Consider the following 26,138-nt stretch of genomic DNA (forward strand, 5'->3'; position numbering starts at 1 on the left):
TGGAGATGGAGGCGTGCCCGCTTTCGATGGATATTGCGATCGGGCGCGGTCTCGATGCAGCCGTGCAGGGTGCGCTTGAAATTGGCCCGGCCCACCGCGCGCTGGAAGGCCAACCCGCTGAAGTTCGCGCGGCAGCCATCCATTCGCTCCGCGAAGCGCTTGCGCCGCTCGCCAGCGGCGACACGGTGGTGCTTCCCGGGTCGATCTGGATCGTGACGGCGCGCGCTTCGTAGACGGGCTAGGCCCGCTCCTCGAAAATCATCGCCAGATGCACGATGGTCTGCACCGCCTTTTCCATGTCCTGCACGCTCACCCATTCCAGCCGCGAATGAAACGCGTGCTCGCCGGCGAAGATGTTGGGACAGGGCAGCCCCATGAACGACAGCCGCGAGCCGTCGGTGCCGCCGCGGATGGACGTCTTCGTAGGCGTCAGCCCGGTACGGCGGATCGCCTCCATCGCGTTGTCGATGATTTCGGGGTGACGATCGATCACCTGCTTCATGTTGCGATACTGCTGCTTGATCTCCAGCTTGCAGGTCGAGCGCGGAAAGTCCTTCATCACGTCCCGGACGATGCTTTCCAGCAGCGCTTCCTTCTCTTTCAAACCCTCGTCGGTGAAGTCGCGCACGATGAAATCGAGCGTGGCTTTTTCCAATGCCCCTGAAATGCCGATCGGATGCAGAAAACCTTGCTTGCCCTCGGTGGTTTCGGGCGAGCAGGTGGTCTTGGGCAGGCGTTCGATGATCGCGGCGGCGATCTTGATCGCGTGCTCCATCTTGCCCTTGGCAAAGCCGGGATGGGTGCTGACGCCTTCGATGGTGATGGTGGCGCCGTCGGCGGAAAAGGTCTCGTCCTCGATATTCCCCGCGGTTTCGCCGTCCATCGTGTAGGCAAAATCGGCGCCGAGTTTTTTCAGGTCGGCCTTGTCGACGCCGCGTCCGATCTCCTCGTCCGGCGTGAACAGGATCTTGATCGCGCCATGCCTGATCTGCGGGTTGTTCAGCAGGAACTGCGCGGCATCCATGATTTCGGCCAGCCCCGCCTTGTTGTCAGCGCCGAGCAGGGTGGTGCCGTCTGACGTGATGATGTCGTTGCCGATCTGGTCCTTGAGCGCGGGATGGTCCGCGGCGCGAATCACCTGGGTGGGGTCGGCCGGCAGCACGATGTCGCCGCCGCGGTAGTTCTTGACGATCTGCGGTTTGACGTCCTTGCCGGTGCAATCGGGCGATGTGTCCATGTGCGAGCAGAAGCAGATCACCGGCACCTGCTTATCGGTATTGGCCGGGATCGTCGCATAGACAAGCCGTGCGCGTCGAGATGCGCGTCGGCGAGGCCCATCGCCTGCAACTCGCCGGCCAGCAGCCGGCCCAAGTCCTTTTGTTTTTCGGTCGAGGGGCAGGTGGGGGAGGTCGGGTCCGACTGGGTGTCGATCACCACGTAGCGCAGGAAGCGCTCGGTCACGGTGTGTGTGAAGCCTGAAGGCAAGACCACAATCAAAACCGCTGGCAGGGCCGGGAAAGCCGGGTGGAGGGCCGAAACGTCATTCCGGGGGCCGCGTCGGCCGCGCCCGGAATGACGCCAAGTACGGATTACTCAAGGTCAGATGCCGGAAAACGCGTCCGTCAGACGGCTTCCTTCAGCTCCTTGGCCGCGCGGAAGGCAACCTTCTTGCTGGCCTTGATCTGGATCGCCTCGCCGGTGGCGGGGTTGCGGCCCATGCGGGCGGCGCGCTTGCGCACCTGGAGGATGCCGAGGCCGACGATCCGGATGCGTTCGCCCTTCTTGAGGTGCTTGGTGATGCGGCTGACCAGGTCGGTCAGGATGGCTTCCGACTGCTTCTTGGACAATTCCTGGTCCTCGGCGATGGCGGCCGCCAGATGCTTGAGCGTGACGGTGGTCGGGGTCGCTGCCTTCTTCGCCATATTTGGCCCTCCTCGTTGATGATGGCTTAAGGAAACTCAGATGTATCAGGCCTTAAACGATTCGGTGGCGAACTGACTACGCTGTTTTGCCTGCAAATAGGCCATTATTTGCATCGACATCGCAAAAATGCCCGACTTATGCGGGGATTCGCAACGACCTTGACTTGGAAGGAACGCGCCTTTATGCCGTCCCTTCGAAGCGGATCAGTCACCGATCACGGCATCCGCGGGAGTAGCTCAGTTGGTTAGAGCGCCGCCCTGTCACGGCGGAGGCCGCGGGTTCGAGTCCCGTCTCTCGCGCCAGTGATCGCTGGATTGGCAAAACTTCATTTCCTGGACATCGCCAAACGCAAAAAGGCCGCCCGAAGGCGACCCTTGTTCCGGCTATCCCGGCGGAAGTCCAGACTTTGCCTTAGCGGACCATCGAGGCGTTCGAGCTGGTCACCGTGATCGCCTTGCCGGCCTTCACCACCTGAGCAGTCTGGCTGTAATCCGAGCTGGTGCGCGCCGAGATCCCGAGTGCCGCCACCGCGATGCCAGCCACCAAGGCGACAACCACGATCTTGAGGTGGGTGGAGCGATCCGCCGAGTGAATTGAGTGGTTCATCTGAGCCTCCAGGGCGACTTTGCCGCCGCGTCGTTGGCTGGATGAGTACGCCCGCTCTGTTTCCGGATGGTTTCGTGGGTTCCGCAAAATGGTTTCGTCGGGATTTCCGGGGTATTTCGGCCGCAGGTCGTGACCGCAGCAACCGTCTGACCGCTACCGCCGCCGAGACCCTCGCACCGAAAAAGAAGCTGGGCTGAGAGGTCGCCTCTCGCCTCGCTCCCGAGTTATCCCGCCGCATCTGACGGTGGCTGGGGCCTCAAAAATAGCTTGTCTTGCGCCCCTTGTTGCGCTGCGCTAAGCCTCAGAACAATTCCAATTAACGAATCTGCGGCCCCAGAAACCGCGGAATAAGGGCTTCGCCGATGACCGGCATCTTGCAGCAATATCTTCCCCTGGTGGTGTTTATCGGGGTCGCGGGCCTGATCGGTTTGGCGCTGCTGATCGCGCCCTTTCTCCTCGCCTTCCAGCAGCCCGATCCGGAAAAGCTGTCCGCCTATGAATGCGGATTCAACGCTTTTGACGACGCCCGCATGAAGTTCGACGTCCGGTTTTATCTGGTGGCGATCCTCTTCATCATCTTCGACCTCGAAGTGGCATTCCTGTTCCCGTGGGCGGTGGCGTTCGGAAAATTGGGGGCGACCGGGTTCTGGTCGATGCTGGTTTTCCTCGCCGTCCTGACCGTCGGCTTTGCCTATGAATGGAAGAAAGGCGCGCTCGAATGGGATTGAGCCCCACCGCCGCAAGACCAGGATTTGCACCGGTGATCGCGCCGGCTGCATCAGGCATTCTCGATCCCTCGACCGGCCGCCCGGTCGGGGCCAACGACCCGTTTTTCCTCGAGGTCAACCACGAGCTGTCGGACAAGGGCTTCTTCGTCACCGCCACCGATGACCTGATCACCTGGGCGCGCACCGGCTCGCTGATGTGGATGACCTTTGGTCTGGCCTGCTGCGCGGTCGAGATGATGCAAATGTCGATGCCGCGCTACGACGCTGAACGATTCGGCTTTGCCCCGCGCGCTTCCCCGCGGCAGTCCGACGTGATGATCGTCGCGGGCACCCTGACCAACAAGATGGCGCCGGCGCTGCGCAAGGTCTACGACCAGATGCCGGAGCCGCGCTACGTCATCTCGATGGGATCCTGCGCCAATGGCGGCGGCTACTATCATTACTCGTATTCGGTCGTGCGTGGCTGTGACCGTATCGTGCCGATCGACATCTACGTGCCCGGCTGCCCGCCGACCGCGGAAGCTCTGCTGTACGGCGTGATGCTGCTGCAGAAGAAGATACGGCGCACCGGAACCATCGAACGCTGAGAGACGCCATGACTGATCCCGCAGACATGATCGTGCCGCTGCTTCGTGAAATGCGTGCTGAAAACCTGGAGCAGCACGAGCAGACAAGAGCCTTGATGATGATGCTCGACAAGCGCTTGGGCGGGGTTGAAGAGGCACAGAAGAGTTTCCGGCAAGCGCTCACCGCCGACACCCTTCTAAGCAAGCTCTTGACGGGTGAGTTCGAGGAACGGATCGAAGCTCCTGAAAACAAGGTGCGCGAGTTAGAGGGTCATAAGTGAGCAAGCTTGCTGAGCTCGGCGAAACGATAAAGGCGTCGCTGCCTGGCGTTGTTACCGGATATACGATTGCTTTTGACCAGCTCACCGTCGCTATCGACGCGAGCAAGGTCGTCGATGTCGTCAAATTCCTGCGCGACGATCCCGGCTGCCGTTTCGTCAGCTTCATCGACGTCACGGCGGTCGACTATCCGGGCCGCGAAAAGCGCTTCGACGTGGTCTATCACCTCCTGTCGCCGACACTGAACGAACGCATCCGTCTGCGCGCGCAAGCCGACGAGAGCACCCAGGTGCCCTCGATCATCGAGGTTTTCCCCGGCGCCGACTGGTTCGAGCGCGAGTGCTACGACCTCTATGGCGTGATCTTCACCGGTCATCCCGACATGCGGCGGCTGTTGACCGATTACGGCTTCGACGGTCATCCGCTGCGCAAGGATTTCCCGCTCACCGGCTTCGTCGAGGTCCGCTACGACGACCAGGAGAAGCGGGTGGTCTACGAACCCGTCCGTCTCAACCAGGAATTCCGCAAGTTCGATTTCCTCTCGCCCTGGGAAGGCGCCGACTATCCGGTCCTCCCCGGCGATGAGAAGGCGGGGCCGAAAGTCTGATCATGACCGAAGCAGCAGCACTGCGTAATTTCACCATCAATTTCGGACCGCAGCATCCGGCCGCGCACGGCGTGTTGCGACTCGTCCTAGAATTGGACGGCGAGGTTGTCGCGCGCCTCGATCCGCATATTGGCCTGCTTCATCGCGGCACCGAAAAGCTGATCGAGCACAAGACCTATCTGCAGGCGATTCCGTATTTCGACCGGCTCGACTATGTCGCGCCGATGAACCAGGAACACGCGTTCTGCCTCGCGGCGGAAAAGCTGCTCGGCATATCGGTGCCGCGCCGCGGCCAGCTGATCCGCGTGCTCTATTGCGAGATCGGCCGCATCCTGTCGCATCTGCTCAACGTCACGACGCAGGCGATGGACGTCGGCGCGCTGACCCCGCCGCTGTGGGGCTTCGAAGAGCGCGAAAAGCTGATGGTGTTTTACGAGCGCGCCTCCGGCTCGCGAATGCATGCGGCCTATTTCCGGATCGGCGGCGTGCATCAGGACCTGCCACCAAAACTGGTCGACGATATCGACGCCTGGTGCGATCCGTTCCTGCAGGTGGTCGCCGATCTCGAGACCCTGCTGACCGGCAACCGCATCTTCAAGCAGCGCAACGTCGACATCGGCGTGGTGACGCTGGCGCAGGCTTGGGAATGGGGTTTTTCCGGCGTCATGGTGCGTGGCTCGGGTGCTGCCTGGGACCTGCGCAAGGCGCAGCCCTACGAGTGCTACGCCGAGATGGATTTCGACATTCCGATCGGCAAGAACGGCGATTGCTACGACCGCTACTGCATCCGCATGGAAGAGATGCGGCAGTCCGTGCGCATCATGAAGCAGTGCATCGCGAAGCTGCGCGCGCCGGACGGGCAGGGACCGGTCGTCGTCGAGGACAACAAGATCGCGCCGCCCCGGCGCGGCGAGATGAAGCGCTCGATGGAGGCGCTGATCCATCACTTCAAGCTCTACACGGAGGGTTTCCACGTGCCGGCCGGCGAAGTCTATGCCGCGGTGGAAGCCCCGAAGGGCGAGTTCGGCGTCTATCTGGTCGCCGACGGCACCAACAAGCCCTACAAGTGCAAGATCCGCGCGCCGGGCTTCGCGCATCTGCAGGCGATGGACTTCATCTGTCGGGGCCACCTGCTGGCTGACGTCTCGGCCATTCTCGGCTCGCTCGATATCGTGTTCGGAGAGGTCGATCGGTGATGGCGATGCCGCCCATCCAGTTTGACCGTGGTTCCGGGGCTCTCGAGGGGGCCAACCTGTGGGAGCGAACGGCTGCGCTGGCATTGGCGACCGGCTCCAAGATTTCGTCGCACTTCTCGCATCGCGGCTACAATATGTGCGCCAATCTGCTGCGCAAGACGCTGCCCGAGCGCGATATCGACATCAGGCTGAATGCGGACGCGATCTTCGCCTTTCCCTATGGCGACGGCTACTGGAGCAAGCTGCTCAATCGCTCGTTCTCGTATGAAGACGAACTCGAGCTGCTGTTTCAGCACTCCGCCGATGTCGACTACACGCTGCTCGATTGCGGCGCCAATTACGGCTACTGGTCGGTACTGGTTTCCAGCGCACCCTATGGGTCGCACAAGGCGATTGCGATCGAGCCGTCGTCGCAGAACTTTGCGAAGTTGAAGAACAATGCCGAGATCAATGGCAACCGTTTCGAGGCGATGAAGTGCGCGATCGGCGCTGCGAGGGGCACCGCCCGGCTGTCCGGCACCAAGCACGAGGCATTCAGCATCGCCGGTGACGGCGATGGCGGCGAGGAAGTGCCGGTTATCGCGCTCGATAACCTGATCGATGACGGCAAGGTTTCCGCGAACGGAAAATTCCTGATCAAGCTCGATGTCGAAGGCGTCGAGATCGAGGCGATGAAGGGCGGCACGCGCCTCCTGCAGGGCGACAGCGTCATTCTGTGCGAGGAGCACGGCAATGATCCCCATCACACCGTATCGCGCTACATCCTCGAACAGACTCCGCTGAAGCTGATCGTCTACGATCCGCGCAGCAATCTGCTGGAAACCGTGACCGAGCTTTCGATACTCGATCGCATCAAGGTTTCAACCCACGTCGGCTACAACGTGTTCGGCACCGCAAGCGCTTTCTGGCACAACCGGATCAGCGCCCTGAACGCCGCGCGCCGCGCGCAATGAGAGACTGAGAGACAATGTCCGTCCGTCGCCTTGCTCCGAAGGAACTGCAGCCCGCGAACTTCACGTTCACAGCGGAAAACCTCGCTTGGGCCAAGCAACAGATCGCCAAATATCCGGAAGGCCGCCAGGCTTCCGCGGTCATACCGATCCTGTGGCGCGTCCAGGAACAGCATGAGGGATGGGTGTCGGAGGCGGCGATCCGCGCGGTCGCGGATTTGCTCGGCATGCCCTACATCCGGGCGCTCGAAGTTGCGACCTTCTACACCATGTTCCAGCTGCAGCCGGTCGGCAAGAAGGCCCATGTGCAGGTCTGCGGCACCACGCCGTGCCGCCTGCGCGGCGCTGGCGATATCATCGAAGTGTGCCAGAGCCGCATCCATCATGATCCCTTCCATCTGTCCAAGGACGGCAATTTCAGCTGGGAAGAGGTCGAGTGTCTGGGCGCCTGCGTGAACGCGCCGATGGTGCTGATCTGGAAGGACACCTACGAGGACCTGACCAAGGAAAGCTTCGGCAAGGTGCTGGACGGCTTTGCCTCCGGCAATCCGCCGAAGCCGGGTCCGCAGATCGACCGACAGTTTTCTGCCCCCGTGGGCGGATTGACCACGCTGAAGGAAACGACATGAACAGGGTTCGCGCGGCCGGGCGGGGAGTGCCGGTGCGATGAATAGCTGGCTCTACATCGCGATGCACACGGTCGCGGCTGCGGCGTTCATTTTTCTGCTGCAACGCTATGCGCTGAACGCGTCGCTCGATTCAAGCCTGCTCTGGGCGCTGACCTTCGGCGGATGTGCCGCGGGTCTCGCCTACATGCAGTCCAAACGCTGACCTCCGAGGGAAGTTTCACGTCATGCTCGACGACAAGGATCGCATCTTCAAGAACCTCTACGGCCTCCACGACTGGGGTCTCGAGGGTGCGCGCCGCCGCGGCGCCTGGGACGGCACCAAGGCGATCATCGACAAGGGCCGCGACTGGATCATCAACGAGATGAAGGCGTCCGGCCTGCGCGGACGCGGCGGGGCGGGATTCCCGACCGGACTGAAATGGTCGTTCATGCCGAAGGAATCGACCGACGGCCGGCCGAGCTATCTCGTGGTCAATGCCGACGAATCCGAGCCCGGTACCTGCAAGGACCGTGAGATCATGCGGCACGATCCGCATCTTCTGGTCGAGGGCTGCCTGCTCGCCAGCTTCGCGATGAATGCGCATGTTTGCTACGTCTACGTGCGCGGTGAATTCATCCGCGAGCGCGAGCATCTGCAGGCCGCGATCGACCAGGCCTATGAGGCAAAACTGGTCGGCAAGGACAATATCAACGGCTGGCCATTCGACATCTATGTCAGCCACGGCGCCGGCGCCTACATCTGCGGCGAAGAGACCGCCTTGCTGGAAAGCCTCGAAGGCAAGAAGGGCATGCCGCGGCTGAAGCCGCCATTCCCCGCCAATGTCGGTCTCTACGGCTGTCCGACCACGGTCAACAATGTCGAGTCGATCGCGGTGGCGCCGGATATCCTGCGGCGCGGCGCGGCATGGTTCGCCGCGATCGGCCGCCCCAATAATGTCGGCACAAAGCTGTTCTGCATCTCCGGCCATGTCGAGCGGCCCTGCAACGTCGAAGAAGCCATGGGGATCCCGTTCCGCGAGCTGATCGAGCGCCATTGCGGCGGCATCCGTGGCGGCTGGGACAATCTCAAGGCGGTGATCCCCGGTGGCTCATCGGTGCGCATGGTGCCGGCCGACCAGATCATCGACACCCCGATGGATTTCGACAGCCTCGGCAAGCTGCGCTCCGGCCTCGGCACCGCCGCCGTCATCGTGATGGACAAGTCGACCGACCTGATCCGGGCGATCGCGCGGATTTCCTATTTCTACAAGCACGAGAGCTGCGGCCAGTGCACGCCGTGCCGCGAGGGCACCGGCTGGATGTGGCGGGTGCTGACCCGCATGGCTGAGGGCCGCGCCCACAAGCGCGAGATCGACATGCTGCTGGAAGTGACCAAGCAGGTCGAGGGTCACACCATCTGTGCGCTCGGCGACGCCGCGGCGTGGCCGATCCAGGGCCTGATTGCGCATTTCCGTCACGAGATCGAGGAACGCATCGACCAGTATTCGCACAAGGCGGATGCCGACGACGCCGGCATTCGCGATCCCGCGCATATGGTAGCGGCTGAGTAGGAAAGACTTGAGGCAATGACCATACTCATCGTCGATGGCAAAGAGATCGATGTCCCCGCGGACTTCACGCTGTTGCAGGCCTGTGAAATGGCGGGCGCGGAAATCCCGCGCTTTTGCTACCACGAGCGGCTGTCGATCGCGGGCAATTGCCGGATGTGCCTGGTCGAGGTGAAGGGCGGCCCGAAGCCGGTGGCAAGTTGCGCCTGGGCGGTTCGCGATTGCCGTCCCGGTCCCAAGGGCGAGCCGCCGGAAATCTCGACCCGCTCGCCGATGGTGAAGAAGGCGCGCGAAGGCGTGATGGAATTCCTGCTGATCAACCACCCGCTGGATTGCCCGATCTGCGATCAGGGCGGCGAGTGCGACCTGCAGGATCAGGCGATGGGCTACGGCGTCGACACCAGCCGCTTCGCCGAAAACAAGCGCGCGGTCGAGGACAAATACCTCGGCGCGCTGGTCAAGACCTCGATGAACCGCTGCATCCAGTGCACGCGCTGCGTCCGCTTCGCCGCCGAAGTCTGCGGCGTGCCGGAAATGGGCGCGACCGGCCGCGGCGAGGACATGGAGATCACCACCTATCTGGAATCGGCGCTGACCTCGGAACTGCAGGGCAATCTGGTCGATATCTGCCCGGTCGGCGCGCTGACCTCCAAACCCTATGCCTTCTCGGCGCGGCCCTGGGAGCTCGGCAAGACGCAGTCGATCGATGTGATGGACGGCGTCGGCTCGGCGATCCGGGTCGATACCCGCGGCCGCGAGGTGATGCGGATCCTGCCGCGCGTCAACGAGGCGGTGAACGAGGAGTGGATTTCCGACAAGACCCGCCACATCGTCGACGGCCTGCGCACCCAGCGGCTCGACCGGCCCTACATCCGGGAGAACGGCAAGTTGCGCGCGGCGTCGTGGCCGGAGGCATTCGGCGCCATCGCGGCCAAGGCCGGCCGCATCGACGGCAAGCGGATCGGCGCCATTGCCGGCGATCTCGCCGCGGTCGAGGAGATGTTCGCGCTGAAGGAGCTGCTGGCCAAATCCGGCTCCGCCAATCTGGCGGTGCAGGGCGGCGACGCCTTCGATCCCAAAGCTGGCCGCGCCTCCTACATTTTCAATCCGACCATTGCCGGCATCGAGCAGGCCGACGCATTGCTGATCGTGGGTTCCAACCCGCGCAAGGAGGCCGCGGTTCTCAACGCGCGCATCCGCAAGCGCTGGCGCTCCGGCCAGCTCAAGATCGGCGTGATCGGCGCCAGGGCCGATCTCACCTATGATTACGACTATCTCGGCGCGGGCACGGATTCGCTGAGCGAACTCGCCGCCGGCAAGCACGCCTTCGCGAACGTGCTGAAGGGCGCCAAGAATCCGATCGTGCTGGTCGGCGCCGGCGTGGCCGCGCGCCATGACGGGGCGGCGGTTCTCGCCGCCACGGCAAAGCTCGCGCTCGATGTCGGCGCGGTTACGGGCGACTGGAACGGGTTCGGAATATTGCACGACACCGCCGCGCGGGTCGGCGCGCTCGACATTGGCTTTTCCTCGGGCGCAAGCGGCCTGACCGCGGCGCAGATGACGACATTCGGCACACTCGATGTTCTGTTCCTGCTCGGCGCCGACGACATCAAGGCGCCTGACGGCACCTTCGTGGTCTATATCGGCACCCACGGCGACCGCGGCGCGCATCGCGCTGACGTCATCCTGCCGGGGGCGGCCTATACCGAGAAATCCGGCATCTACGTCAACACCGAGGGCCGGGTGCAGATGGCCAACCGCGCGTCATTTCCGCCGGGCGAGGCGCGCGAGGACTGGGCGATCGTCCGCGCGCTGTCGGATGTGCTTGGAAAGAAGTTGCCTTGGGATTCGCTGGCCGCGTTGCGGCAGGCAATGTTCAAGGCCGTGCCGCATCTGATGCGCATCGACCAAATCGAGGCCGGCAAGGCCGATGACATCAAGAAGCTGGCGGGCAAGGGCGGCAGCGTCGAGAAGGCGCCGTTCAAGACCGTCGAGGATTTTTACCTGACCAACCCGATCGCACGCGCGTCAGCGATCATGGCGGAATGTTCCCGCCTGGCCTCCGGGCAAATGCTGACGGCGGCGGAGTGAACTGATGGCTGAATTTTTCGCAAGCGGATTCTGGACCGGCTTCCTGTGGCCGCTGATCATCATGATCGCGCAGAGCGTCATGCTGCTCGTCATTCTACTGGTCGCGATCGCCTACATCCTGTTGGCCGACCGCAAGATCTGGGCGGCGGTGCAGATCCGGCGCGGACCCAACGTGGTCGGCCCCTGGGGCCTGTTCCAGTCCTTCGCCGACCTTTTGAAGTTCGTGCTGAAGGAGCCGATCATCCCGTCCGGCGCCAACAAGGGCGTGTTCCTGCTGGCGCCGCTGGTGAGCTGCGTGCTGGCGCTGGCGGCCTGGGCGGTGATCCCGATGGATCTCGGCTGGGTTATCTCCGACATCAATGTCGGGGTGCTCTATATCTTCGCGATTTCGTCGCTGTCGATCTACGGCATCATCATGGCCGGCTGGTCGTCGAATTCGAAATACCCGTTTCTGGCAGCACTTCGCTCGGCGGCGCAGATGGTCAGCTACGAGGTCTCGATCGGTTTTGTGATCATCACGGTGCTGTTGTGCGTGGGCTCGCTGAACCTGTCGGCCGTGGTCGAGGCGCAGCACACCCGTGGCCTGGCGAGCCTGATCGGCCTGCCGCAGCTGACGATCCTGAACTGGTACGTCTGGCCGCTGTTCCCGATGTTCGTGATCTTCTACGTCTCGGCGCTGGCGGAAACCAACCGTCCGCCGTTCGATCTGGTGGAAGCCGAATCCGAGCTGGTCGCGGGCTTCATGGTCGAATACGGCTCGACGCCTTATCTGCTGTTCATGCTCGGCGAGTACGTCGCGATTACCACGATGTGCGCGCTGGCGACGATCATGTTCCTCGGCGGCTGGCTGCCGCCGATCGACGTCGTGCCGTTCACCTGGGTTCCCGGGGTGATCTGGTTCACGCTCAAGGTATTTTTCATGTTCTTCCTGATTGCGATGGCGAAGGCGATCGTGCCGCGCTACCGCTACGATCAGTTGATGCGGCTGGGCTGGAAGGTGTTCCTGCCGCTGTCGCTGGCGATGGTGGTGATTGTGGCCGGTGTGCTGCATTTCGCCGGCATCGCGCCGAAATGAGGTCGCTATGAGTGTCAACATCAACGCTACGGCCCGCTCGCTCCTGCTGACGGAATTCGTCTCGGCGTTCTTTCTCGCGATGCGCTATTTCTTCAAGCCGAAGCCGACGCTGAACTATCCGTTCGAGAAGGGGCCGATCTCGCCGCGCTTCCGCGGCGAGCACGCGCTGCGCCGCTATCCCAATGGCGAGGAACGCTGCATCGCCTGCAAGCTGTGCGAGGCGATCTGTCCGGCGCAGGCGATCACGATCGAGGCCGGCCCGCGCCGCAACGACGGCACAAGGCGCACGGTGCGCTACGACATCGACATGGTGAAATGCATCTATTGCGGATTGTGCCAGGAGGCCTGTCCGGTCGATGCGATTGTCGAGGGACCGAATTTCGAATTCGCGACCGAGACCCGCGAGGAACTCTATTATGACAAGGCGAAATTGCTCGCCAATGGCGACCGCTGGGAGCGCGAGATTGCGAAATCCATCGAACTCGATTCGCCGTACCGGTGAGGTGAGGGCATGATCCTTCCAGCCCTGTTCTTCTATCTGTTCGCCGGCGTCTGTGTCGCCTCGGCGGTGATGGTGATTGTGTCACGCAATCCCGTGCACTCCGTGCTGTTCCTGATCCTGGCCTTCGTCAACGCCTCCGGCCTGTTCATCCTGATGGGCGCCGAGTTCCTGGGGATGATCCTGGTCGTGGTCTATGTCGGCGCGGTCGCGGTGCTGTTCCTGTTCGTGATCATGATGCTCGACGTCGACTTCACCGAGTTGCGCGAGGGATTCCTGGAATACCTACCGTTCGGCCTCGTGATCGGCGCGATCTTCCTCGCCGAGTTGCTGCTGGTCGGCGGCGGCTGGGTCATCAATCCCGACGTCGCCAAATCGGTTACGTCGACGATCCCGGCCAATATCAGCAATACCGAGGCACTCGGGCTGGTGCTCTACACCAAGTACATTCATTACTTCCAGATCGCCGGCATGGTGCTGCTGGTGGCGATGATCGGCGCCATCGTGCTGACGCTGCGCCACAAGGTCAGCGTCAAGCGGCAGGACATCAACGTGCAGAACGCGCGGACGCCGGAGCTCGCGATGAGCGTGCGCACGGTGGCGTCGGGGCAGGGGCTGCAGGACGCGGACGCGCCGGAGTGGGTGAAATGACCATCGGTCTCGGACATTACCTCTCGGTCGGCGCCATCCTGTTCACGATCGGGATCCTCGGCATCTTTCTCAACCGCAAGAACATCATCGTCATCCTGATGTCGATCGAGCTGATCCTGCTCGCGGTCAATATCAACCTGGTGGCGTTCTCGACCTTCCTCGGCGACATCGTCGGGCAGGTGTTTGCGCTGCTGGTGCTCACGGTGGCCGCGGCGGAAGCCGCGATTGGGCTTGCGGTGCTGGTGGTGTACTTCCGCAATCGCGGCTCGATTGCGGTCGAAGACGTCAATCTGATGAAGGGTTAACGCGCGAAATGATCCAGGCAATCGTCTTTCTGCCGCTGATCGGCGCTGTACTCGCGGGCCTGATCGCTATCTTCGGTGCGCATGCGCGCAACCCGAGCGGCGATGTGGTCGAGCATCACGATGACGGCCATGGCCACGGCGCGTATGCGTCGGATGCCCATGACGATCACGGCCACGATGACCATGGCCATGACGACCATCATGCGGCCGAGCCGCCGGCGGCGGGCTCGCGCGCGGCCGAGCTGATCACGACCGGACTGTTGCTGGTGTCTGCCGCGCTGTCCTGGGTCGCTCTGGTCGACGTCGGCTTCATGCACCATGACGCGCGCATCGCGCTGTTCACCTGGATCAATTCCGGCGACCTGCAGATCGCGTGGGCGCTGCGCGTCGACACGCTGACCGCCGTGATGCTGGTGGTGGTCAACACCGTGTCGTCGCTCGTGCACCTCTATTCCATCGGCTACATGGATGAGGATCCGCACCGGCCGCGGTTCTTTGCCTATCTCTCGCTGTTCACCTTCGCGATGCTGATGCTGGTGACTTCGGACAATCTGGTGCAGCTGTTCTTCGGCTGGGAGGGCGTCGGCCTCGCAAGCTACCTGCTGATCGGCTTCTGGTACCAGAAGCCGTCGGCGAACGCCGCCGCCATCAAGGCCTTCGTGGTCAACCGGGTCGGCGATTTCGGCTTTGCGCTCGGCATCTTCGCGATCTTCATGATGATCGGCTCGACCGACTTCGAGACCATCTTCGCCGGCGCGCAGGGGCTGACCGGCAAGACCATCAATTTCTTCGGCTGGCACGCCGATGCGCTGACGCTGATCTGCCTGTTGCTGTTCATGGGCGCGATGGGCAAATCGGCCCAGTTCCTGCTGCACACCTGGCTGCCGGACGCCATGGAGGGCCCGACGCCGGTCTCGGCGCTGATCCACGCCGCGACCATGGTCACCGCGGGTGTCTTCATGGTGGCGCGGCTGTCGCCGCTGTTCGAGCTCGCGCCGAATGCGCAGGCCGCGGTGATGTTCTTCGGCGCCACCACGGCGTTCTTCGCTGCCACCGTCGGGCTCGTGCAGAACGACATCAAGCGCATCGTGGCGTATTCGACCTGTTCGCAGCTCGGCTACATGTTCGTGGCGATGGGAGCGGGGGCCTATTCGGTCGGCATGTTCCATCTGTTCACGCACGCCTTCTTCAAGGCGCTGCTGTTCCTGGGCTCAGGCTCGGTGATCTATGCGATGCATCACGAGCAGGACATCCGCAACATGGGCGGGCTGAAGGACAAGATCCCCTTCACCTACATCGTGATGGTGATCGGCACGCTGGCGCTGACCGGATTCCCGCTCACGGCGGGCTATTTCTCCAAGGACGCGATCATCGAATCCGCGTTCGTCTCGCACAATCCGTTCGCCTTCTACGGCTTCCTGATGACCGTGATCGCGGCGGGCCTGACCTCATTTTATTCATGGCGTCTGATCTTCAAGACCTTCCATGGCGAGCCGCACGATCAGAAGCACTATGAGGCCGCGCACGAGGCGCCGTTGTGGATGCTGGTCCCGATCGGCATTCTCGCTGCCGGATCGATCCTCGCCGGCTTCCCGTTCAAGGAGCTGTTCGCCGGCCACGGCGTGGCGGAATTCTTCCGCGACTCCGTCAAGATGCATCCCGGAATCATCGACGAGATGCACCACGTGCCGCAGGCCATCGCGTTCCTGCCGACGGTCATGATGGCGCTGGGCTTCGTGGTGTCGTGGCTGTTCTATATCCGGCGGCCCTACCTTCCGGTGGAACTCGCCAACCAGCACCAGATGCTCTACCAGTTCCTGCTCAACAAATGGTACTTCGACGAGCTCTACGATTTCATCTTCGTCCGGCCGACCAAGTGGCTCGGCCGCTTCCTGTGGAAGAAGGGCGACGGTTACGTCATTGACGGGTTCGGTCCCGACGGCGTATCGGCGCGGGTGCTCGATGTCACCCGCAATGTGGTGAAAATCCAGACCGGCTATCTCTATCACTACGCCTTCGCGATGCTGATCGGGGTCGCAGGTCTGATCACCTGGTTTATGTTCGGCGCGGGGGCCCATTGATGACTACCTGGCCCATTCTTTCGGTCGTCACCTTCCTGCCGGTGGTCGGCGCGCTGCTGATCTATCTCAGCCGCGGCGACGACGAAGCGGCGCGACGCAACGCGCGCTGGATCGCGCTGTGGACCACGCTGATTACCTTTGCGGTGTCGCTCATCCTGGTGTGGCGCTTCGATGCCGCGCAGCCGGATTTCCAGTTCGTCGAGAAGGCGCAGTGGCTCGCCAGCGGCATCACCTATCACATGGGTGTCGACGGCATTTCGCTGCCGTTCGTGATCCTTACCACCGCCCTGATGCCGTTCTGCATCATCGCGAGCTGGAAATCGATCACCCAGCGGGTGGGCGAATACATGATGGCGTTCCTGCTTCTGGAAACGCTGATGATCGGCACCTTCTCCGCGCTCGATCTGGTGCTGTTCTATCTGTTCTTCGAGGGCGGCCTGATCCCGATGTTCCTGATCATCGGGGTGTGGGGCGGCCCGCGCCGGGTCTATGCCTCCTTCAAGTTCTTCCTCTACACGCTGCTCGGCTCGGTGCTGATGCTGCTGGCGATCATGGCGCTGTACTGGAACGCCGGCACCACCGACATCCCGACGCTGATGCAGACTGCGGTGCCGCGATCCTTGCAGACCTGGGCGTGGCTGGCGTTCTTCGCTTCCTTCGCGGTCAAGATGCCGATGTGGCCGGTGCACACCTGGCTGCCGGACGCGCATGTCGAGGCGCCGACGGCGGGCTCGGTGGTGCTGGCCGCGATCCTCCTGAAGATGGGCGGCTACGGCTTCCTGCGCTTCTCGCTGCCGATGTTCCCGCTGGCCTCGCATGATTTCGCGCCGCTGATCTTCGGGATGTCGGTCATCGCCATCATCTACACCTCGCTGGTGGCGTTGATGCAGGAGGACATCAAGAAGCTGATCGCCTATTCGTCGGTCGCCCATATGGGCTTCGTCACCATGGGCATTTTCGCCGGCACCACCCAGGGCTTCGCCGGCGGCGTGTTCCAGATGGTGTCGCACGGCATTGTCTCGGGCGCGCTGTTCCTCTGCGTCGGCATCGTCTACGATCGCATGCATACCCGCGAGATCGCGGCCTATGGCGGCCTGGTCAACCGGATGCCGCTCTACGCCGTCGTGTTCATGGTGTTCACCATGGCCAATGTCGGTCTGCCCGGCACTTCCGGATTCGTCGGCGAGTTCCTGACGCTGGTCGGAACCTTCAAGGTCTCGATCCCGACCGCGACCGCGGCGACGCTCGGCGTCATCCTGTCGGCGGCCTATGCGCTGTGGCTCTATCGCAAGGTCGTGTTCGGCAAGCTGACAAAGCCGTCACTGGCCAGCATCAAGGATCTCACGCTGCGCGAGAGCCTGACGCTGGTGCCGCTGTTGTTTCTCACCATCCTGTTCGGCGTCTATCCGAAGCCGGTGCTCGATATGTCGGCAGCCTCCGTGCAGCAACTCGTCAACAACTACAACACCGCGATCACTGCCGTGAAGGCAGCCGCGCTGCTGCAATAGCGGCAGCGGGTCAGGACAACGCCATGAGTTTTGAATCTGCAGGATATCAACTGCTGCCCGTGCTGCCGGAGCTGGTGCTGGCGGTCGGCGCCATGGCGCTGCTGATGCTGGGGGCCTATGGCAAGGAGACGACCAGGCTCGTCACCGGCCTTGCGATCGGCCTTCTGGTGGTGGTCGGTGCGCTGGAACTGATGCTGCCGGCCGGCAAGCTGACCACCTTCGGCGGCAGTTTCATCGTCGATGATTTCGCCCGCTTCCTGAAGATCCTGACGCTGATCGGTTCGGCGGCGACGCTGATCCTGTCGGCGGAATTTCTGGCCGATCCGTCGCGGCGGATCTTCGAATATGCCATCTTGGTGCTGCTCTCGACGCTCGGCATGATGGTGCTGATCTCGGCCGGCGACCTGATCATGCTCTATCTCGGCCTCGAGCTGATGAGCCTCGCGCTCTACGTGGTCGCCGCCAGCAACCGCGATAATGCCAAATCCACCGAAGCCGGCCTGAAGTACTTCGTGCTCGGCGCGCTCTCGTCGGGCATGCTGCTGTACGGCGCCTCGCTGATCTATGGCTTCACCGGCACCGTCAGTTTCGCCGGGATCGCCACGGCCGCCAAGACCGGCAGCATCGGCATCGTGTTCGGGCTGGTGTTCCTGCTGGCCGGGCTTTGCTTCAAGGTTTCCGCGGTGCCGTTCCACATGTGGACGCCCGACGTCTATGAGGGCGCGCCGACCCCGGTCACCGCGTTCTTCGCCTCCGCGCCGAAGGTCGCTGCCCTCGCGGTATTCACCCGCGTGGCGCTGACCGCCTTTCCGGGCATCGTCTCGGAGTGGCAGCAGATCGTGGTGTTCGTGGCGATCGCCTCGATGGTGCTGGGTTCGTTCGCCGCCATCGGCCAGACCAACATCAAACGCCTGATGGCCTATTCGTCGATCGGCCATATGGGATTTGCGCTGGTCGGTCTTGCCGCCGGCACGGTCGAGGGCGCGCAGGGCGTCCTGGTCTATATCTCGATTTATGTCGCCATGACGCTCGGCACCTTTGCCGTGATCCTGACCATGAAGCGCAATGGCCAGCACGTCGAGAGCATCAGCGATTTCGCAGGGCTGTCGCGCACCAACCCGCTGCTGGCATTCTTCTTCGCCATGCTGCTGTTTTCGCTGGCTGGCGTTCCGCCGCTGGCGGGCTTCTTCGGCAAATTCTATGTGTTCGTGGCGGCCATCAAGGCCAATCTGTTTACGTTGGCCGTGATCGGCGTGGTCGCCAGCGTGGTCGGCGCCTATTACTATCTCACCATCATCAAGGTGATGTATTTCGACGAGCCGCTGGCCAAGCTCGACCCGATGCGGATGGAATTGCGCACGGTGCTGGCGGTCGCGGGCCTCTTCAACATCTTCTTCTTCGTCTATCCGGGGCCGCTGGTCAGCGTGGCGACGTCGGCGGCGAAGTCGCTGTTCTAGATGGCATTTAAGCTCGGTCCGCGGGCCATTTCGGCGGGCTACCGGCTCACCGCCTTCGACCAAATTGGCTCGACCAATGCGGAAGCCATGGCGCGGGCGCGCGAGGGCGAGTATGGTCCGATGTGGTTCGTGACGTCGGAGCAAACGGCTGGGCGCGGACGACGGAATCGCCCCTGGATCGCTCCGCGCGGAAATCTGGCGAGCAGCATCCTCGAAGTGATCGATGTGGCGCCTGCGGTTGCGGCGACGCTGGGTTTTGCCGCAGGACTTGCAATCGAGACGGCACTGCAAAAAGTAAGCATCGAAGCATCGCTGAGGTCGGCGGGATCGGAACATATGAAGTTTTCGCTGAAATGGCCCAACGACGTCCTGGCCGGGAATAAAAAGCTCGTCGGCATCGGACTGGAGGCGGAGGCTGTCGCGGGTGACCGGCTGGCCGTGGTGGTCGGCATCGGCACCAACGTCGTGGCGGCACCAGAGGGCACGCCGACCCCAGCGACGTCGCTGGCGGCCATCGGCGTCGACATCGGCGCGGAGGAATTATTCACCGAACTGTCGAATGCCTGGGCCGAGTCCCGCGGCATCTGGGACAATGGCCGGGGCTTTGGCGAGATCCGGCGGCTGTGGCTGGAGCGCGCGGCCGGGCTGGGACAGCCGGTCGCGGTCCAGACCGGCACCGCGTCAATCGAGGGGATATTCGACACCATCGACGAGCAGGGCTGCCTGATCGTCCGCAAAGCGGACGGCCATCGGGTCCCGATATCGGCCGGAGACGTCTATTTCGGCTCTGCAGCATCGGCGGGGGCGGTCTGATGGCGCGTCCGGATGAACTGACCTTTGCGCCGCTCGGCGGCGTCGGCGAAATCGGCATGAATCTGTCGATCTATGGCCTCGGCAACCGCCACCAGCGGTCCTGGCTGGCGGTCGATCTCGGTGTCTCCTTCGGCGACGAGGAGCATCTGCCGGGCATCGACCTGATCATGCCGGACGTCCGCTTCCTCGAAAAGGAGCGGAAGAATCTGGTGGGCCTGGTGCTGACCCATGCCCATGAAGATCATTTCGGCGCCATCATGGACCTGTGGCCGAAGCTGAAATGCCCGATCTACGCGACCCAGTTCAGCGCGGCTTTATTCGCGGCCAAATGCGCTTCCGAGCGCCATCCGCCGAAAATCCCGGTCACCGTGGTGCCGTCGGGCGGCCGCATCGACATCGGCCCGTTCAGCGTCGAGTTCATTCCGGTGGCGCATTCGATTCCGGAGTCCCACGCGCTGGCGATCCACACCTCCGCCGGCACCGTGCTGCACACCGGCGACTGGAAAATCGATCCGACGCCGATCATCGGCGTGCCGACCGACGAGCGGCGGCTGCGCGAACTCGGCGACGCCGGAGTCTTGGCGCTGATCGGCGATTCCACCAATGCGGTGCGGGAAGGCCGCTCGCCGTCCGAACTGGAAGTCGCCAAGACCATCACTGAGCTGGTGAAGAGCGCAAAAGGCCGGGTCGCGGTGACTACCTTTGCCTCCAACGTCGCGCGGCTTCGCGCCGTGGCTGACGCGGCAAAAGCCTCCGGACGCGAGGTCGTCGTGGTCGGCCGCGCCATGGAGCGGGTGGTACAGGTGGCGCGCGAGACCGGCTATCTCGACGGCGTGCAGAGTTTCCGCGGCGCCGATCTCTACGGCCATTTCCCGCCGGACAAGGTGCTGGCACTGTGCACCGGCAGCCAGGGCGAGCCGCGCGCAGCGCTGTCGCGCATCGCCAATGACGACCATCCGCAGGTCACCCTGAACAAGGGCGACTGCGTGATCTTTTCCTCGCGCACCATTCCCGGCAACGAGAAGGCGGTCGGCGGGATCATCAACGGACTGATCACGCAGGGTATCGAGGTGATCACCGACCGTACCCATCTCGTCCACGTTTCCGGCCATCCGCGCCGCGACGAGCTGCGCGAGATGATTTCATGGGTTCGTCCGCAGCTGCTGATCCCGGTTCACGGCGAGGCGCTGCATCTGTTCGAGCACGCCAAGCTGGCGCGGGCCGCGGGCGTGCCGAAAGTGCTGATCTGCCGCAACGGCGACCTGGTCAAACTGGGGCCGGGCGATTCCGGCGTGTTCGAGGAGCTGCCGTCCGGGCGGCTCTACAAGGACGGCTCGATACTCGAGGATTCCAAGTCGCGGGCGGTTGTCGAGCGCAAGAAACTGGCATTTGCCGGCTGCGCCTTCGTCGCCTTCGCCGTCACCGACAAGGGCGAGCTGGCCGACGATCCCGAGGTCGATCTGGTGGGCATTCCCGAGAAGAACACCGCGGGCGAACTGATCGACGAGATCGTGTTCGACGTGGTGGTCACGACCGTGGAGGGGCTGCCGCGGGCCAAGCGGCGCGATCCCGACGCGATGGGGGAGTCGGTGCGCCGCGCGGTGCGCGCCACGATCAACCAGCAGTGGGGCAAGAAGCCCCTGTGCTACGTTCATGTTCTGACGGTTTAGGAAATCAAGGCGGAGGGGGTGCCATGCTGGGCCGGCTCAATCATGTGGCGATCGCGGTCAAGGACGCCGAGAAGGCCGCCAAAATCTATGGCGCGGCGTTCGGGGCGGAGATTTCCGCCGCGGTGCCGCTGCCCGAGCACGGCGTCATCACCGTGTTCGTGACGCTGCCCAACACCAAGATCGAATTCATCCAGCCGCTCGGCGAGGCCTCGCCGATCGCAAAATTCATCGAGCGCAACGCTGATGGCGGCATCCATCACATCTGCTACGACGTGCCCGACATCATCGCGGCGCGCGACAAGTTGATCGGGGAGGGTGCCCGCGTACTTGGCGACGGCGTGCCGAAGATCGGCGCGCACGGCAAGCCGGTGCTGTTCCTGCATCCGAAGGATTTTTCCGGCGCGCTCGTCGAAATCGAACAGAACTGAGATGGCCTATTCGATCTCAACCGCGCTGGCGATCTACTTCGTATTGTGGTGGATCGTGCTGTTCGTGACGCTGCCGTTCGGCGTCCGCAGCCAGCATGAAGACGGCGTCGGCGCGCCCGGCACCGACCCCGGCGCGCCGATCACAACCAGGATGGGCCGCAAGCTGATCTGGACCACCGTGATCGCGGCGGTCGTCTACGGCATCGGAATGCTGGCCTATCGCGCCGGCTACCTGAACATCGAGCGGCTGTCGAATTTGATGGGGACGTCGTTCTAGGGCATGCTCAGCGCGGGACGATAACGAGTCCCCGAGGCCAGACCACCCACAGTCGTCGTCCCCCGCGAAAGCGGGGGATCCATTATTCCAGAGCAGTTGCGCTAGAACGCGAGGGCGCGGCGTACTGGGTCGCCCGGTCAAGTGCCGGGCGATGACAGCGATGCTTGCTTCGCGCCCAGAGTATAATCCCTCAATATTCAGCGTAGATTTCGATGATGTTGTCCTCGGGGTCGCGAAAGAACAGCGTGCGGTGGCGCCAGTCCGGCAGATCGGTTGGCCCCCTCAGGATCGGCACGCCCTTGGCGACCAATTCCGCATGGCAGGCGTCGACCGCGGGCGGCGGAACGCGAAAGGCCAGCTGAACCGCCGCCGATCCGGGAATTGATTTGCCGTCGTCGCAGACGGTCCAGGCCGTGCGCGGCCGCAGCGTCAACAGCGCGGCGCCCACGCGAAAACTGACCCAATGCTCTTGGTCGGTCTCGACAGGAAACTTCATGACGTGCGGTAGAATGCCCGCGTTTCATCCATCCTGTTGCACAACAGGACCGTATAATCGAGGTTGGTAATTCCACCCAGGTTCACTGAGATACTCCTCCGCTACTTTCCGTCATATGGATTCGCCGCGCGCTGAATCAATCAACGCGGAAGCTGCGAACGCATTGAATCATTCGATAGCTCTGTATTATGCTGGCGAGTGGGGAGAATTGGAAATGACGTTTCAAAGGATTGTCGCCGGGGTTCTGCTGCTGCTGGTCGCCGCTCTTGCGGGCGCCTTCTACATGAACTGGAAAACGCTGGGCCAGTTGCGGACGGTGAAAGCCTTTGTCGAAGGCTATGTCTTTGCCGAGGCGGTGGCGGCCTGCGAGAGGGCGCCGAGCACGACGCCGTTCAAATGGAATACCGGGACCAGGACCGCGGTGGTCGGGTTGAACTCGGTGCGGCCCGACAAATACACCGTCATTGCGAACTACACGCTCGTTGCTGACGGCGTTTATTGCGATTACGATCCGATCAAGAAGAAAGCCGACATCGGTTCGAACTTCCTGGAGCGGGATTGAAAAAGTCAGGCTTCGATTTGCGCCCGGCTTAAGGCGACAAGGCGATCGATGTCACCGAGCAATTTCCGCCACGCCGCGTCGATCTCGGGTGACCAGTCGTTTCCGAGCACCTCGCGCATCGTGGTCGCGATTATGCCAAAAAATTTGCCGAACAGTTCGCGTGGCGTGCCGTAGGCGTCGTGCGACTGCACCTCGCATTCGATCATGCGAAAACGTCCTGACCGCTCGCCGGCGAAGTCCAGCATCGCGTCGATGGTCTGTGCCAACATCGAGCCCCTGACGAGTTCGCTTCCGTCGCTGCGGAACATCGCCAGCGTTTCCGGGTGTTCGCGGAACAGCCTTTCATAGACCAGTGGAGTCAGATCCTCGCAACGCTCCGCGGCGAGTTCAAAGCTGTGCTGGATCGGATTGGCCTGTGCGGTCATGCGCTGCGTCGCGATTTCGTTGCGTGAGCCGGTGATTCCAGAACATCGCGAAAAATAATCTCGAAAAAAAAGAGCAGGGCGCGAAGCCCTGCTCTGAAAATTGTGTCGACCCTATTTCCCCGCAAGATTGGATTTGATCTTGATTAGACGGGGCGACGCTGCTTGTGCGCGCCAGGGCTCCTCCCGAGACTTGGACCACCAGACCTGCCTTACGGCCAGCCTGAGCCCGCATTGGTAGACCATCTTTTTCGTTTTGTCATCAATTTCAGCAACGATTGTTCAAAATTAGAGCAATCGACGAAATCATTGGGATTTAGCAACCAGCGGTGGATTTCGCCGTAGAGTGCGCCTTTTGGTAAAAGAGTAGGCTCGTGGTGGGTGATACTATCCTGATGGTTTCAGCCCGACTTGCACCACGCCGCGAACGTTGTCGGAGTTACGCCGGCGCTGATAATTCCAACCGTAATGATGGCGACTCCGACCCCGTTCCGCAGCCAGGCCGAGGTAGCCCGGCGGCGCAGCAGCGGAAGGCCGAGGCCCGCCCCCACGAGCACCGGCAAGGTGCCAATGCCAAAACCGGACATCACCAGCGCCCCGCCGAACCACGAGCCCGAAAGCATCGCATAAAATAGCGCGGCGTAGACCATAGCGCAGGGAAGAAAGCCCCAAATCGCCCCGCCCAAGAAAAGCCGGGCCGACGCCGGTAGCCGTGACGCGCTTGCGACGGTGTCCATTGTGCGACTGACGGTTGAAGCAACCTGATAGAGCACAGCCGGAAGAGGCATGAGATCGAGCATGGAAAGCCCGATCCAGGCCAGCGTCGCTGCGGATGCCCAGCGAAGAACCGCATGGGCTGACGAATGATCGAATGATCCGAAGATGCTGGAACCGATGCCGCCGACGATCGCCCCTGCGGTCACGTAGCCGATTATCCGTCCCACATTGACCAGCACCGTTGTTGCCAGGAGACTGCGCGCAGGTCGATTGGGATCGAACTCGGCGGCGAAATGCAGGCTGGCGGCTATGCCGGAGCACATGCCGAAGCAGTGCAGGCTCGATGACAACCCTAGCAGCAATCCGGCAAAAAGCAGGGGTTGGTCGAAGTCGAACATTGATATTCCCGCAGATGAGTGGGAACAACATCCGACTTTGACGGTTTCTGCATTGCGCTGCATCAAACCGCTTTGCGCCTCACTGTCAATTGTCGATCAGAAACCCCATCGCTTGATTGGTGCCGATCCCCAGCGAACCAAAGGCGCATGCGAACGGGATGAGGCCGAGGTCGAGGAGGTTGCCTCCGCTGGCAGTGACCAGGGTCCGCATACCGCCCACGTCGAGGTAATACACGGCGACCAGGAAGAGCGCGCCGAAGGCGGCCCCGGTCGCAAAGGGAATAGCGACATGGGCGATCAGCAACTTCAGATTCGTCCGGCTCATCATTTGCTCCCCAAATCTATCAGACGTCGAAGTTTCGCCCGCGCGGTCGTTTCCGGCTCCTGATAGTTCATCAGGCCGGTGAATTGCCCCTTGCTGTTCATCATGTAGATCGTTGCCGTGTGGTCCATGGTGTACCCGTCGCCCTCCAGTGGGACCCTGCGGGCATAGACGCGATAAGCGGTCATCGCGGCGGATACGTTTTCGGGCGTTCCGGACAAACCGGTGATGCGGGCATCAAAGGATGAGAGATAAAGCGCGAGTTGCTGCGGCGTATCGCGTTCCGGATCGACGGTGACGAACACAACGTTCAACTGATCGGCGTCGGGGCCAAGTTCCTTCAGCCGCGCCGTCAACTCAAAGAGCGTCGTCGGGCATACATCAGGGCAGTTTGTGAACCCGAAGAAAATCAGCGTCGGCTTGCCCAGGTAATCGCGCTCGGTGACGGATTTGCCATGGTGATCGACAAGCGCGAACCGCCCGCCGATTCCGGCCATTGCGGGCAACTTGCTTTCCTTGTGTTGAACCAGCCAGATCAAGCCAACCACGCAAGAAAGGATCAGAATGGCAACGGTTGCCACGATCCGTACGACCTTCAGGTTGTTCTCAGGCATCGCTGTGACCGTGTTTTGTTGTTGTGGCCGCGCTCGTGTGCGACGGCTCGGGCAGGAGGGATTGGCGGGCATCTTATGCTCCACGCATGGCGGCGATGTCCTGACGGACACGGCGCACTTCCAGAATCAATCAAGGGCGAGATTTCGGCCGCCAACGGCCGCAAGCACTTCAGGCGAAGCGCGGAGGCGCGCGAGGCCTGATCGGCAAGAGCTCGGCCGGATCGCGCGCGCCCAGTGCGATCCGTGGCTTCAGCGGCGATGAACGGGACGACGCATAATCCGGTGTCGAAACGGGAATCGCGTTAGCGGTCGCAGCCAATCCCGGAACCATGCACAGGATACAGCATGCGTCGTGCCGGTGATCGGCCGGCGCACCGGGAGCCTTGTCCTGGGCCGCTGGATTGTCTGACGACAGGCAAATCACGACGGACAGGCCGTCGAGCGGATTGGCCTTTCCCTGGGCCTGCAGCGCAAGGCCGGGCAGCAGGGCTGAAACCAACAGGGCATAGATCGCGACAAGCGCGACATATGCCCTCCAGCATGGCTGCTGTCGATCTATCATTCCTCGAACCTAAGGAGCCGATGTAACGTTTGCAATTGCAAACTATAGGGAGGCGATCATCCGTACATCTTCTTCCCTTGGCGCCATCGTCCTTGCTCTGCATCAAACAAGTTTTGCATTCGGGGACCTATGATCCAAAATGCATTATTGGCGGGAACC

At 62.4% G+C, this 26,138-nt stretch carries 30 protein-coding genes, 1 tRNA gene and 2 pseudogenes; 24 read left to right on the plus strand and 9 right to left on the minus strand.

Annotation, left to right across the window (positions count from 1 at the left end):
• A pseudogene (locus Q7T45_RS11140) lies at positions 1-233 on the plus strand (SAM-dependent methyltransferase); the annotation flags it as partial.
• A gap of 5 nt (positions 234-238) precedes the next feature.
• Here the strand turns inward: Q7T45_RS11140 and pepT are convergent.
• Both pepT and Q7T45_RS11150 read right to left on the minus strand, forming a co-directional pair.
• Positions 239-1,485 (minus strand): annotated as a pseudogene (pepT, locus tag Q7T45_RS11145) (peptidase T).
• 137 nt (positions 1,486-1,622) lie between these two features.
• Positions 1,623-1,922, minus strand: coding sequence for an HU family DNA-binding protein (locus Q7T45_RS11150; RefSeq protein WP_304870686.1), 300 nt, complete (start codon positions 1,920-1,922; stop codon positions 1,623-1,625).
• 226 nt (positions 1,923-2,148) lie between these two features.
• Here Q7T45_RS11150 and Q7T45_RS11155 point away from each other — a divergent pair.
• Positions 2,149-2,225, plus strand: a tRNA-Asp gene (locus tag Q7T45_RS11155).
• A gap of 109 nt (positions 2,226-2,334) precedes the next feature.
• Here the strand turns inward: Q7T45_RS11155 and Q7T45_RS11160 are convergent.
• Positions 2,335-2,529, minus strand: coding sequence for a hypothetical protein (locus tag Q7T45_RS11160; protein ID WP_304746757.1), 195 nt, complete (start codon positions 2,527-2,529; stop codon positions 2,335-2,337).
• 362 nt (positions 2,530-2,891) lie between these two features.
• On the opposite strand from Q7T45_RS11160, the gene Q7T45_RS11165 reads away from it, so the two are divergent.
• The 21 genes from Q7T45_RS11165 to Q7T45_RS11265 are packed head-to-tail and all read left to right on the plus strand — an operon-like array spanning position 2,892 to position 21,886.
• A complete protein-coding gene (locus Q7T45_RS11165) occupies positions 2,892-3,257 on the plus strand; it encodes an NADH-quinone oxidoreductase subunit A (protein WP_304746759.1) in 366 nt (121 codons plus the stop codon).
• The gene (locus Q7T45_RS11170) at positions 3,248-3,844 is read left to right on the plus strand and encodes an NADH-quinone oxidoreductase subunit B family protein (RefSeq protein ID WP_304870688.1); all 597 of its coding nucleotides are present in this window, start codon (positions 3,248-3,250) and stop codon (positions 3,842-3,844) included. Before Q7T45_RS11165 ends, Q7T45_RS11170 begins: the two co-directional genes overlap by 10 nt.
• Positions 3,845-3,852: 8 nt before the next feature.
• Complete coding sequence (locus Q7T45_RS11175) at positions 3,853-4,104, plus strand: hypothetical protein (protein WP_304870690.1); 252 nt, start codon at positions 3,853-3,855, stop codon at positions 4,102-4,104.
• Positions 4,101-4,709, plus strand: a complete 609-nt coding sequence (locus Q7T45_RS11180; protein ID WP_304870692.1) for an NADH-quinone oxidoreductase subunit C — start codon at positions 4,101-4,103, stop codon at positions 4,707-4,709. The genes Q7T45_RS11175 and Q7T45_RS11180 overlap by 4 nt, the downstream gene beginning before the upstream one ends.
• A gap of 2 nt (positions 4,710-4,711) precedes the next feature.
• Entirely contained in the window at positions 4,712-5,905 is a 1,194-nt protein-coding gene (locus tag Q7T45_RS11185; RefSeq protein WP_304870694.1) for an NADH-quinone oxidoreductase subunit D, read from the plus strand.
• Positions 5,905-6,858, plus strand: coding sequence for an FkbM family methyltransferase (locus Q7T45_RS11190; protein WP_304870696.1), 954 nt, complete (start codon positions 5,905-5,907; stop codon positions 6,856-6,858). Before Q7T45_RS11185 ends, Q7T45_RS11190 begins: the two co-directional genes overlap by 1 nt.
• 14 nt (positions 6,859-6,872) lie before the next feature.
• The gene (nuoE, locus tag Q7T45_RS11195; RefSeq protein WP_304870699.1) at positions 6,873-7,484 is read left to right on the plus strand and encodes an NADH-quinone oxidoreductase subunit NuoE; all 612 of its coding nucleotides are present in this window, start codon (positions 6,873-6,875) and stop codon (positions 7,482-7,484) included.
• Between the two features lie 37 nt (positions 7,485-7,521).
• Positions 7,522-7,686 carry a hypothetical protein gene (locus tag Q7T45_RS11200; protein ID WP_304870701.1) on the plus strand — a complete coding sequence of 55 codons (165 nt, stop codon included), beginning with the start codon at positions 7,522-7,524 and terminating at the stop codon, positions 7,684-7,686.
• A 22-nt stretch (positions 7,687-7,708) separates the two neighbouring features.
• Complete coding sequence (gene nuoF, locus Q7T45_RS11205; RefSeq protein WP_304870703.1) at positions 7,709-9,034, plus strand: NADH-quinone oxidoreductase subunit NuoF; 1,326 nt, start codon at positions 7,709-7,711, stop codon at positions 9,032-9,034.
• Between the two features lie 15 nt (positions 9,035-9,049).
• Positions 9,050-11,122: an NADH-quinone oxidoreductase subunit NuoG gene (gene nuoG, locus Q7T45_RS11210; RefSeq protein ID WP_304870704.1), complete on the plus strand. Its 2,073-nt coding sequence runs from the start codon at positions 9,050-9,052 to the stop codon at positions 11,120-11,122.
• Positions 11,123-11,126: 4 nt separating this feature from the next.
• Positions 11,127-12,197, plus strand: a complete 1,071-nt coding sequence (gene nuoH / locus Q7T45_RS11215; RefSeq protein WP_304870705.1) for an NADH-quinone oxidoreductase subunit NuoH — start codon at positions 11,127-11,129, stop codon at positions 12,195-12,197.
• A 7-nt stretch (positions 12,198-12,204) separates the two neighbouring features.
• Positions 12,205-12,699 (plus strand): NADH-quinone oxidoreductase subunit NuoI, encoded by a 495-nt coding sequence (nuoI, locus tag Q7T45_RS11220; RefSeq protein ID WP_304870707.1) that lies wholly within the window; start codon positions 12,205-12,207, stop codon positions 12,697-12,699.
• Between the two features lie 9 nt (positions 12,700-12,708).
• Complete coding sequence (locus Q7T45_RS11225; protein ID WP_304870709.1) at positions 12,709-13,347, plus strand: NADH-quinone oxidoreductase subunit J; 639 nt, start codon at positions 12,709-12,711, stop codon at positions 13,345-13,347.
• Positions 13,344-13,652 carry an NADH-quinone oxidoreductase subunit NuoK gene (gene nuoK / locus Q7T45_RS11230; RefSeq protein ID WP_304870711.1) on the plus strand — a complete coding sequence of 103 codons (309 nt, stop codon included), beginning with the start codon at positions 13,344-13,346 and terminating at the stop codon, positions 13,650-13,652. Before Q7T45_RS11225 ends, nuoK begins: the two co-directional genes overlap by 4 nt.
• A gap of 8 nt (positions 13,653-13,660) precedes the next feature.
• Positions 13,661-15,733 carry an NADH-quinone oxidoreductase subunit L gene (gene nuoL / locus Q7T45_RS11235; protein WP_304870713.1) on the plus strand — a complete coding sequence of 691 codons (2,073 nt, stop codon included), beginning with the start codon at positions 13,661-13,663 and terminating at the stop codon, positions 15,731-15,733.
• Entirely contained in the window at positions 15,733-17,241 is a 1,509-nt protein-coding gene (locus Q7T45_RS11240) for an NADH-quinone oxidoreductase subunit M (RefSeq protein ID WP_304870715.1), read from the plus strand. Before nuoL ends, Q7T45_RS11240 begins: the two co-directional genes overlap by 1 nt.
• 23 nt (positions 17,242-17,264) lie before the next feature.
• Positions 17,265-18,698: an NADH-quinone oxidoreductase subunit NuoN gene (nuoN, locus tag Q7T45_RS11245; RefSeq protein WP_304870717.1), complete on the plus strand. Its 1,434-nt coding sequence runs from the start codon at positions 17,265-17,267 to the stop codon at positions 18,696-18,698.
• Entirely contained in the window at positions 18,699-19,511 is an 813-nt protein-coding gene (locus Q7T45_RS11250; protein ID WP_304870719.1) for a biotin--[acetyl-CoA-carboxylase] ligase, read from the plus strand. It abuts the gene before it with no gap.
• Positions 19,511-21,181 (plus strand): ribonuclease J, encoded by a 1,671-nt coding sequence (locus Q7T45_RS11255; RefSeq protein ID WP_304870721.1) that lies wholly within the window; start codon positions 19,511-19,513, stop codon positions 21,179-21,181. Before Q7T45_RS11250 ends, Q7T45_RS11255 begins: the two co-directional genes overlap by 1 nt.
• A 23-nt stretch (positions 21,182-21,204) precedes the next feature.
• Positions 21,205-21,609 (plus strand): methylmalonyl-CoA epimerase, encoded by a 405-nt coding sequence (mce, locus tag Q7T45_RS11260; protein WP_304870722.1) that lies wholly within the window; start codon positions 21,205-21,207, stop codon positions 21,607-21,609.
• Between the two features lies 1 nt (position 21,610).
• Entirely contained in the window at positions 21,611-21,886 is a 276-nt protein-coding gene (locus Q7T45_RS11265) for a DUF1467 family protein (RefSeq protein ID WP_304870724.1), read from the plus strand.
• Between the two features lie 190 nt (positions 21,887-22,076).
• On the opposite strand, the gene Q7T45_RS11270 is transcribed toward Q7T45_RS11265, so the two are convergent.
• A complete protein-coding gene (locus tag Q7T45_RS11270) occupies positions 22,077-22,382 on the minus strand; it encodes a VOC family protein (RefSeq protein ID WP_304870725.1) in 306 nt (101 codons plus the stop codon).
• Between the two features lie 214 nt (positions 22,383-22,596).
• On the opposite strand from Q7T45_RS11270, the gene Q7T45_RS11275 reads away from it, so the two are divergent.
• Complete coding sequence (locus Q7T45_RS11275; RefSeq protein ID WP_304870727.1) at positions 22,597-22,944, plus strand: hypothetical protein; 348 nt, start codon at positions 22,597-22,599, stop codon at positions 22,942-22,944.
• A gap of 5 nt (positions 22,945-22,949) precedes the next feature.
• Here the strand turns inward: Q7T45_RS11275 and Q7T45_RS11280 are convergent, their stop codons facing one another.
• The 5 genes from Q7T45_RS11280 to Q7T45_RS11300 all read right to left on the minus strand — a co-directional run bounded on the left by Q7T45_RS11280 (position 22,950) and on the right by Q7T45_RS11300 (position 25,979).
• Positions 22,950-23,369, minus strand: coding sequence for a globin (locus Q7T45_RS11280; protein WP_304870729.1), 420 nt, complete (start codon positions 23,367-23,369; stop codon positions 22,950-22,952).
• Between the two features lie 398 nt (positions 23,370-23,767).
• Positions 23,768-24,481: a sulfite exporter TauE/SafE family protein gene (locus Q7T45_RS11285; RefSeq protein ID WP_304870731.1), complete on the minus strand. Its 714-nt coding sequence runs from the start codon at positions 24,479-24,481 to the stop codon at positions 23,768-23,770.
• Between the two features lie 85 nt (positions 24,482-24,566).
• Positions 24,567-24,806: a hypothetical protein gene (locus Q7T45_RS11290; protein ID WP_304870733.1), complete on the minus strand. Its 240-nt coding sequence runs from the start codon at positions 24,804-24,806 to the stop codon at positions 24,567-24,569.
• On the minus strand, positions 24,806-25,489 hold the full coding sequence (locus Q7T45_RS11295; RefSeq protein ID WP_304870734.1) for an SCO family protein: 684 nt from the start codon (positions 25,487-25,489) through the stop codon (positions 24,806-24,808). Before Q7T45_RS11295 ends, Q7T45_RS11290 begins: the two co-directional genes overlap by 1 nt.
• Positions 25,490-25,586: 97 nt before the next feature.
• On the minus strand, positions 25,587-25,979 hold the full coding sequence (locus tag Q7T45_RS11300; protein WP_304870737.1) for a DUF2946 family protein: 393 nt from the start codon (positions 25,977-25,979) through the stop codon (positions 25,587-25,589).
• Positions 25,980-26,138 lie beyond the last annotated feature (159 nt).

This window comes from Bradyrhizobium sp. (genome assembly GCF_030646015.1).
Taxonomy (GTDB): domain Bacteria; phylum Pseudomonadota; class Alphaproteobacteria; order Rhizobiales; family Xanthobacteraceae; genus Bradyrhizobium.

Excerpts from the sequence above, each read along its gene's own strand:
- Q7T45_RS11150 (WP_304870686.1), bottom strand. The coding sequence starts at position 1,922 with ATGGCGAAGAAGGCAGCGACCCCGACCACCGTCACGCTCAAGCATCTG.
- Q7T45_RS11160 (WP_304746757.1), bottom strand. The coding sequence starts at position 2,529 with ATGAACCACTCAATTCACTCGGCGGATCGCTCCACCCACCTCAAGATC.
- Q7T45_RS11165 (WP_304746759.1), top strand. The coding sequence starts at position 2,892 with ATGACCGGCATCTTGCAGCAATATCTTCCCCTGGTGGTGTTTATCGGG.
- Q7T45_RS11170 (WP_304870688.1), top strand. The coding sequence starts at position 3,248 with ATGGGATTGAGCCCCACCGCCGCAAGACCAGGATTTGCACCGGTGATC.
- Q7T45_RS11175 (WP_304870690.1), top strand. The coding sequence starts at position 3,853 with ATGACTGATCCCGCAGACATGATCGTGCCGCTGCTTCGTGAAATGCGT.
- Q7T45_RS11185 (WP_304870694.1), top strand. The coding sequence starts at position 4,712 with ATGACCGAAGCAGCAGCACTGCGTAATTTCACCATCAATTTCGGACCG.
- Q7T45_RS11190 (WP_304870696.1), top strand. The coding sequence starts at position 5,905 with ATGGCGATGCCGCCCATCCAGTTTGACCGTGGTTCCGGGGCTCTCGAG.
- nuoE (WP_304870699.1), top strand. The coding sequence starts at position 6,873 with ATGTCCGTCCGTCGCCTTGCTCCGAAGGAACTGCAGCCCGCGAACTTC.
- Q7T45_RS11200 (WP_304870701.1), top strand. The coding sequence starts at position 7,522 with ATGAATAGCTGGCTCTACATCGCGATGCACACGGTCGCGGCTGCGGCG.
- nuoF (WP_304870703.1), top strand. The coding sequence starts at position 7,709 with ATGCTCGACGACAAGGATCGCATCTTCAAGAACCTCTACGGCCTCCAC.
- nuoG (WP_304870704.1), top strand. The coding sequence starts at position 9,050 with ATGACCATACTCATCGTCGATGGCAAAGAGATCGATGTCCCCGCGGAC.
- nuoH (WP_304870705.1), top strand. The coding sequence starts at position 11,127 with ATGGCTGAATTTTTCGCAAGCGGATTCTGGACCGGCTTCCTGTGGCCG.
- nuoI (WP_304870707.1), top strand. The coding sequence starts at position 12,205 with ATGAGTGTCAACATCAACGCTACGGCCCGCTCGCTCCTGCTGACGGAA.
- Q7T45_RS11225 (WP_304870709.1), top strand. The coding sequence starts at position 12,709 with ATGATCCTTCCAGCCCTGTTCTTCTATCTGTTCGCCGGCGTCTGTGTC.
- nuoK (WP_304870711.1), top strand. The coding sequence starts at position 13,344 with ATGACCATCGGTCTCGGACATTACCTCTCGGTCGGCGCCATCCTGTTC.
- nuoL (WP_304870713.1), top strand. The coding sequence starts at position 13,661 with ATGATCCAGGCAATCGTCTTTCTGCCGCTGATCGGCGCTGTACTCGCG.
- Q7T45_RS11240 (WP_304870715.1), top strand. The coding sequence starts at position 15,733 with ATGACTACCTGGCCCATTCTTTCGGTCGTCACCTTCCTGCCGGTGGTC.
- nuoN (WP_304870717.1), top strand. The coding sequence starts at position 17,265 with ATGAGTTTTGAATCTGCAGGATATCAACTGCTGCCCGTGCTGCCGGAG.
- Q7T45_RS11250 (WP_304870719.1), top strand. The coding sequence starts at position 18,699 with ATGGCATTTAAGCTCGGTCCGCGGGCCATTTCGGCGGGCTACCGGCTC.
- Q7T45_RS11255 (WP_304870721.1), top strand. The coding sequence starts at position 19,511 with ATGGCGCGTCCGGATGAACTGACCTTTGCGCCGCTCGGCGGCGTCGGC.
- mce (WP_304870722.1), top strand. The coding sequence starts at position 21,205 with ATGCTGGGCCGGCTCAATCATGTGGCGATCGCGGTCAAGGACGCCGAG.
- Q7T45_RS11265 (WP_304870724.1), top strand. The coding sequence starts at position 21,611 with ATGGCCTATTCGATCTCAACCGCGCTGGCGATCTACTTCGTATTGTGG.
- Q7T45_RS11270 (WP_304870725.1), bottom strand. The coding sequence starts at position 22,382 with ATGAAGTTTCCTGTCGAGACCGACCAAGAGCATTGGGTCAGTTTTCGC.
- Q7T45_RS11275 (WP_304870727.1), top strand. The coding sequence starts at position 22,597 with ATGACGTTTCAAAGGATTGTCGCCGGGGTTCTGCTGCTGCTGGTCGCC.
- Q7T45_RS11280 (WP_304870729.1), bottom strand. The coding sequence starts at position 23,369 with ATGACCGCACAGGCCAATCCGATCCAGCACAGCTTTGAACTCGCCGCG.
- Q7T45_RS11285 (WP_304870731.1), bottom strand. The coding sequence starts at position 24,481 with ATGTTCGACTTCGACCAACCCCTGCTTTTTGCCGGATTGCTGCTAGGG.
- Q7T45_RS11290 (WP_304870733.1), bottom strand. The coding sequence starts at position 24,806 with ATGAGCCGGACGAATCTGAAGTTGCTGATCGCCCATGTCGCTATTCCC.
- Q7T45_RS11295 (WP_304870734.1), bottom strand. The coding sequence starts at position 25,489 with ATGCCCGCCAATCCCTCCTGCCCGAGCCGTCGCACACGAGCGCGGCCA.
- Q7T45_RS11300 (WP_304870737.1), bottom strand. The coding sequence starts at position 25,979 with ATGATAGATCGACAGCAGCCATGCTGGAGGGCATATGTCGCGCTTGTC.